Annotated in this window: 1 pseudogene; it reads right to left on the bottom strand. The window is 47.5% G+C overall.

Annotated features, from left to right (window positions below):
- Positions 1 to 514: 514 nt before the first annotated feature.
- Positions 515 to 1,017: pseudogene (locus B4113_RS20820) on the bottom strand (transposase); the annotation flags it as partial.

The raw sequence follows: 1,017 nt of genomic DNA on the forward strand, positions 1-1,017 counted from the left end.
CGAGAGCATTTACGTGTAACGTCATACGGAACGACTAGCGATGGTAAAAAAAGGATTACCATCGCTCATTGTGTTGGTCGAAATGTTATTCTGAAAAACGAAATAAAAAATCCTTTCTTTCCACCCTGTTAGGGTGCGAAATGTGAGTTATGATCAAAAATATCTCTCCTGAAAACACCACTTAAGACAAAAACGGGCCCCCCCCATAGCCATCAAGTTAAGAAAACAGGAATAAATCTATGCCTCATTTGACCATCCTTTTGAAGACTTCATCATGTCTTAGAAAGGGTGGTTTTTTTGAAGACGTCCTTATCTCTCCAAGAGGAATGGCATTGTTTTTTAGAGGGTTTACGAAGCGTGTTATCGTGCGAAGAACTGGAACAGATGGCCCGAGATCATCGATTTATTCAACGAAAGGGGAACCCGAGTTCGACAGTGACTAGGCAAACAAAATGCCTCTCATCCCTTGATACCAAAGGGACGAGAGGCATTGGGGCATACGTTGGGCGTGTATCTAGGTGCGAGGATGGATGCCTAGAATCTTCGGAGGAGGCTCCAGCCCTAGAGCCGCAAAGAATTGAGCCTGTTTGGCCGTCAGTTCGGTTCGTTGATCAAGGTCACCGTTTTTTGAAGAAAAATGTCCTAGCATGAGACGTTCGCATTCGTCCCTTACTTTCGGCCACGATTCATGGGTTCGAATCTCCACGATCCGAACCAGCAAGAGAGCGAGCCAGCTGAGCAGCACGTGCGCCCGAATGCAATCTTCCAAGCGATGATACATAGGCCGCAATTCTAATGTGGACTTCAATGTTCGAAAGGCCTGCTCGATATCCACCAATTGCTTATATCCAAGCGCGACATCTTCGGCAGACAAGGTGTCGTCAGATGTCCGGATGAGATATTTGCCGTCGTACTTTTCCGCGTCACGAACCGCCTGCTTATCGATGCGAAGGGTTCCGTCCTTCAACTGGCGCAAGTATTTTCCGTAGGACGGATGGGAACGCAACCGGCAGGTCG

The organism is Geobacillus sp. B4113_201601 (assembly GCF_001587475.1).
GTDB lineage: Bacteria > Bacillota > Bacilli > Bacillales > Anoxybacillaceae > Geobacillus > Geobacillus icigianus.